The sequence below is a fragment of the Kitasatospora sp. NPDC004799 genome (genome assembly GCF_040609095.1).
Classification (GTDB): domain Bacteria; phylum Actinomycetota; class Actinomycetes; order Streptomycetales; family Streptomycetaceae; genus Kitasatospora.
Map to the genome: position 1 here is coordinate 1 of NZ_JBEXJK010000513.1, position 5157 is coordinate 5157.

5 protein-coding genes are annotated in these 5157 nt (G+C 74.8%); all 5 read left to right on the plus strand.

Annotated features, from left to right (window positions below):
* The coding region (locus ABZW03_RS36790) for an expansin EXLX1 family cellulose-binding protein (RefSeq protein WP_355268613.1) at positions 1–639 on the plus strand (639 nt) is incomplete at its 5' end.
* 131 nt (positions 640–770) lie between these two features.
* A complete protein-coding gene (locus ABZW03_RS36795; RefSeq protein ID WP_355268615.1) occupies positions 771–1304 on the plus strand; it encodes a SigE family RNA polymerase sigma factor in 534 nt (177 codons plus the stop codon).
* A complete protein-coding gene (locus tag ABZW03_RS36800; RefSeq protein WP_355268617.1) occupies positions 1301–2110 on the plus strand; it encodes a hypothetical protein in 810 nt (269 codons plus the stop codon). Before ABZW03_RS36795 ends, ABZW03_RS36800 begins: the two co-directional genes overlap by 4 nt.
* 281 nt (positions 2111–2391) lie before the next feature.
* Positions 2392–3804 carry an argininosuccinate synthase gene (gene argG, locus ABZW03_RS36805; protein WP_355268619.1) on the plus strand — a complete coding sequence of 471 codons (1413 nt, stop codon included), beginning with the start codon at positions 2392–2394 and terminating at the stop codon, positions 3802–3804.
* Positions 3805–4267: 463 nt separating this feature from the next.
* Positions 4268–4936 carry a GAP family protein gene (locus ABZW03_RS36810; RefSeq protein WP_355268621.1) on the plus strand — a complete coding sequence of 223 codons (669 nt, stop codon included), beginning with the start codon at positions 4268–4270 and terminating at the stop codon, positions 4934–4936.
* The last annotated feature ends 221 nt before the right edge of the window (positions 4937–5157 follow it).

Genomic DNA, 5157 nt, shown 5'->3' on the forward strand with positions numbered 1-5157 from the left:
GCACCGGCCGCGGCGGCCCCGGCCGGGCGGATCAGGCCCGGGACGGGCTACCAGGGCGTCGCGACCTCCTACGACGCCGCCGACGGCAGCGGCGCCTGCTCCTTCGGCCCGTCCGGCGACCTCATGGTCGCGGCGATGAACCACACCGACTACGAGACGTCCCGGGCGTGCGGGGCGTCCGTGCTGGTCCGCGCCGCCAACGGGGCGAGCATCACGGTGCGGATCGTCAACGAGTGCCCGCTGCCCTGCGCGCCCGGGCAGCTCGACCTCAGCCACGAGGCCTTCGCCAAGCTGGCCGACCTCTCGGTGGGCCGGCTCCCGGTCACCTGGACGGTGCTCAGCCCCGGCACGGCGCCGGACACCATGTCGGTCCGGTACAAGAGCGGGTCCAGCCAGTGGTGGTGCGGGATCCAGGTGATCGGGCACCGGAACCCGGTGGCGGCGCTGGAGGTCCGGACCGCCGCCGGCTGGCGGCAGCTGTCGCGTACCGACTACAACTACTTCCTCTCCCCCGACGGCACCGGGTGCGGCGGACCGATCAGGGTCACCGACGTCTACGGCGAGCAACTGACCGTCGACGGGCTCGCGGTGAAACCGGACGTCGCCCAGCCGACCCGCGTCCAGTTCGCCCGGCATTGACCGCCCCACGCGCCCGCCGACCGGCGCTGGTCCCCCACCAGGGAGACCACCGTCAGGGCCCGGGGACGGGCACTGCTACGCTCACGCTTTCTGTTAACGCTCACATTGCAGGGAGAGGGCGACCGGGGGAAATGCTCCTCGATGACGCGTCCGCGGAGTTCCACGACTTCTTCGAACGCCACTACGCCGAACTCGCCCGTTTCGCCCATCTCCTGACCGGCGAGACGGACGCCGCCGACGACCTCGCCGCGGACGCGCTGACCGCTCTGTGGCAGCGCTGGGACCGGCTCCGCACGGCCGACCACCCGCTCGCCTACGCGCGCGGGGTGGTCGCCAACATGGCCCGCGCCCGGATCCGCAGCGCGGTGCGCGAGCGGCGCCGGGTCCTGCTGTTCTGGTCCCGCGCGCCCGAGAGAACGGACGGCCCGGACTCGGCCGCCGTCCTGGACGTCCGCACGGCGCTCGCCCGGCTGCCGTTCCGCAAGCGGGCGTGCGTGGTGCTGCGCCACGCCTTCGACCTGTCGGAGAAGGACACCGCCGCGGCGCTGGGCATCTCGGTCGGTACGGTGAAGAGCCAGACCTCGAAGGGCATGGCCGAACTGGAGCGCGCACTCGGCGCACGAGCGGTCGGTGTACTGGCGACAGGAAGGAGGAACGAACGGTGAACGAGCACATCACCCGGCAGCTGCGCGAGGCCGCCGGAGCCCACCGGCCCGACCGCGCACGGATCCTGGCCCGCGTCGAACGCGGCATGGCCGGACCTCCCGTCCGCCACCGCACACCGCCGTTCGCGAGGTCCTGGCCCAAGGCCGTCCTCGCCGGCCTCGCCACCGCCGGCATCCTGGCGACCGGCGGCCTCGCCGTCGCCGGCATCGTCGGGACGCCGCCGGCGACGGACACCGTCACCACCGCCCCGCCGACCGTCCCGTCCCCGACGGCCACCCCGTCACCGAAGCCGTCGGCCGCCCCGGGCACCGTCGCCCCGGCACCCGTACCCGTCCCGGCCACCACGGCCCCCGCCACCACCCCGGCCACTCCGCGCCCGACGCCCTCGACGCCCTCGACGAGCAGCCGCCCGCAGAACGGGGCGCTGTGGTCGGAGGGATCGGTCGACCCGCACAGCACGATCTACTGGGGGCAGCACGACCTGATCCTCCGGACCGCCCAGCCGCTCACCTCGCTCACCGTCGAGCTGCGCGTCGCCCAGACCGGCGAGGTACGGGACACCGGCAACTGGCGGACCCTGCCGGCCGAGGACTTCACCGTCACCGTGCAGGAGTCCGGCGGCGTGCTGCTCTACCGCTGGGTCCTCAAGCCGGGCCGCACGGTGCCGGTCGGACAGCACGAGTTCGCCGGCCAGTTCAACCACGCCGCCGGCACGCGCAACGCGGCGAACGACGGCTACCGGGTCGACGCCCAGTCGGCCGGCGGCCCCGCCTCGGTCTGGGGCGGGTTCGGCCAGGCCCGGTGACCCACCGCCGCGGCTTCCCCCACCCCGGGGAAGCCGCGGCGGCCCCATGCGCCGGGCACACTCCCTCGACGTTCGACCCAACCACCCCGCCGGCCAGGCGAGTCGGCCGCACGCCCGGCTGCCGGGCGGCCGCCGGGCGGCCTCTCGCGATCATCCCGGCTCCGTATGCCCTTGCATTGCTCTGCAAATCTATGCCAGAGTTCGGGCATCGGATCGATTACGCCGAATCCCGTCACACATCGCTAGTCAGGGGCCCGCCCGCGCGGGTCAAGGGTGCATCCATGTCGAAGGTCTTGAGCAAGCTGCCGGTCGGTGAACGGATCGGCATCGCATTCTCCGGTGGGTTGGACACCTCCGTCGCCGTCGCGTGGATGCGCGAGCACGGTGCGTTCCCCTACGCCTACACGGCCGACATCGGCCAGTACGACGAGCCGAACCTCGCCGACGTCCCGGCCCGGGGCCGCGCCTACGGCGCCGAGCAGGCCCGGCTGGTCGACTGCCGGGCCGCGCTGGTCGAGGAGGGCCTGGCCGCCCTCGCCTGCGGCGCCTTCCACATCCGCTCGGCCGGGCAGACGTACTTCAACACCACCCCGCTCGGCCGCGCCGTGACCGGCACCCTGCTGGTGCGCGCCATGCAGGAGGACGGCGTCTCCATCTGGGGCGACGGCTCCACCTACAAGGGCAACGACATCGAGCGGTTCTACCGCTACGGCCTGCTCGCCAACCCCAACCTGCGGATCTACAAGCCGTGGCTGGACCAGGCGTTCGTCGACCAGCTCGGCGGCCGCAAGGAGATGTCCGAGTGGCTCGCCGAGCGGGACCTCCCGTACCGGGACTCCGCCGAGAAGGCCTACTCCACCGACGCCAACATCTGGGGCGCCACCCACGAGGCCAAGCGGCTGGAGTACCTGGACGCCTCCCTGGAGATCGTCAGCCCGATCATGGGCGTGGCCTTCTGGGACCCTGAGGTCGAGATCCTCACCGAGGACGTCACCGTCGAGTTCGAGTTCGGCCGCCCGGTCCGGATCAACGGCCAGGAGTTCGCCAGCGCCGTCGACCTGGTCCACGAGGCCAACACCATCGGCGGCCGGCACGGCCTGGGCATGTCGGACCAGATCGAGAACCGCATCATCGAGGCCAAGAGCCGCGGCATCTACGAGGCCCCCGGCATGGCGCTGCTGCACACCGCCTACGAGCGGCTGCTCAACGCCATCCACAACGAGGACACCCTCGCCACGTACCACACCCAGGGGCGGCGGCTCGGCCGGCTGCTCTACGAGGGCCGCTGGTTCGACCCGCAGTCGCTGATGCTCCGGGACAGCATCCAGCGCTGGATCGGCCACCCGGTCACCGGCAGCGTCACCCTGCGGCTGCGGCGCGGCCAGGACTACTCGGTCATCGACACCCAGGGCCCCAACTTCAGCTACCACCCCGAGAAGCTGTCGATGGAGCGCAGCGTCGACGCCGCGTTCGTCCCGGACGACCGCATCGGCCAGCTGACCATGCGCAACCTCGACATCGCCGACTCGCGCAGCAAGCTGGAGCAGTACGCGGTGCACGGCCAGCTCGCTCCGTGGAGCGGCCTGATCGGCGAGCTCGCCCCGGGCGGTGCGGCCCCCATCGCCGCCGGCACCGGTGACGAGGAGGACTCCACCGCGCTCGACCACGCGGCGATCGAGTCCGGCACCGACTGACGCGCCCCGCGCCCGCGGAGGGCCGTCGCACCCCGGTGGTGCGGCGGCCCTCCGCCGCGCTCCGGCCGTCCTGCGCCGTGGTCAGCCCCACGGCCCCCTCCCGGACGGCCGCCCCGGCCCGCCGTCACCCCCGCAGCTCCTCGGCCGAGCGGAGGCACCGGCCGTTCGCCGCCGCCTCCCTCACACCCCCGCACGCGGAGGGCCGTCGCACCGCGGTGGTACGGCGGCCCTCCGCCGCTCCCGGCCCTCCGGGCCGCGGTCTTCCCCGCAGCCCTCGCCCGGCCCGTCCCCCGAACGGGGGCACCGCCCTTCTCACGCGCCCTCCCCGAACGGCCGCACCAACGGTGCGCCGCCGTCACCCCCACAGCCGCCTCACCCGAACAGCCGCATCGGCCGTGCGCCACCCGCCCGTCGGGAGCTGAATGGCGGACGGGCGCCCGGCGGCGGGAAGGCAGGTCCGGGGATGGGTGAGGCGATCGGCCCGATGCTGGCCTCCGCGGTGGCGGTCGGGCTCAGCCCGCTGCCGCTGATCGCCGTCCTGCTGATCCTCGCCTCACCGCGCGGCCGGGCCAACGGGATCGCGTTCACGGCCGGCTGGCTGCTCGGCCTGGCCGCGGTGGTCGCGGCCGTCGTGGCGGCGGGCTCCGCGCTGAACCCCGCCCGCACCACGCCGACCTGGCCGTCCTGGCTGAAGCTCGCCCTCGGTGTCGTCCTCCTCCTGCTGGCCGCCCGGCAGTGGCGCGAGCGGCCCCGCCCGGGCCGGGTCACCGCGCCGCCGGTCTGGCTGCTCTCGATCGACCGGCTGACCGCCGCCCGGGCCGCCGGTCTCGCGGTGGTCCTGGTGGTGGCCCACCCGAAGACCCTGGTCCCGGCCGTCGGCGGGGCCGCGTCCGTCGCCGCCGCGCCGACCGGCGACGGCGGGAAGGCGGTGGCCGCCGCCGTGCTGGTGCTGCTCGGCTCGCTGGGCACCCTGCTGCCGCTCGCGGTCCACCTCCGGGCCGGCGCCCGCGCGCGGCACGCCCTCGCCGAGTGGCGCGCCTGGACGGCCACGCACCACGCGGCGATCATGGTCGCGGTCCCGCTGCTGCTGGGCGCCGAGTACCTGGGCGCCGCCCTCTCCGGGCTCACCTGACCTCCCTCAGGGAGCCCCCACCGCCCCCGGGTCACCGGCTCCCGCCCGGCCCGCGCCGGCACCGCCGCCCCGCCCGGCCGGACGCCGCGCCCCGCACCGCCCCCGTCACCGGATCCGCACCACCCCCCGCCCCCGCACCGCCCGGACCCCCAGCCGGCCCAGATCGGCCACCGCCTCGCTGCTGGCCGCCGAGGACGTCGCCGAGGAGCTCGGCCTCCCGG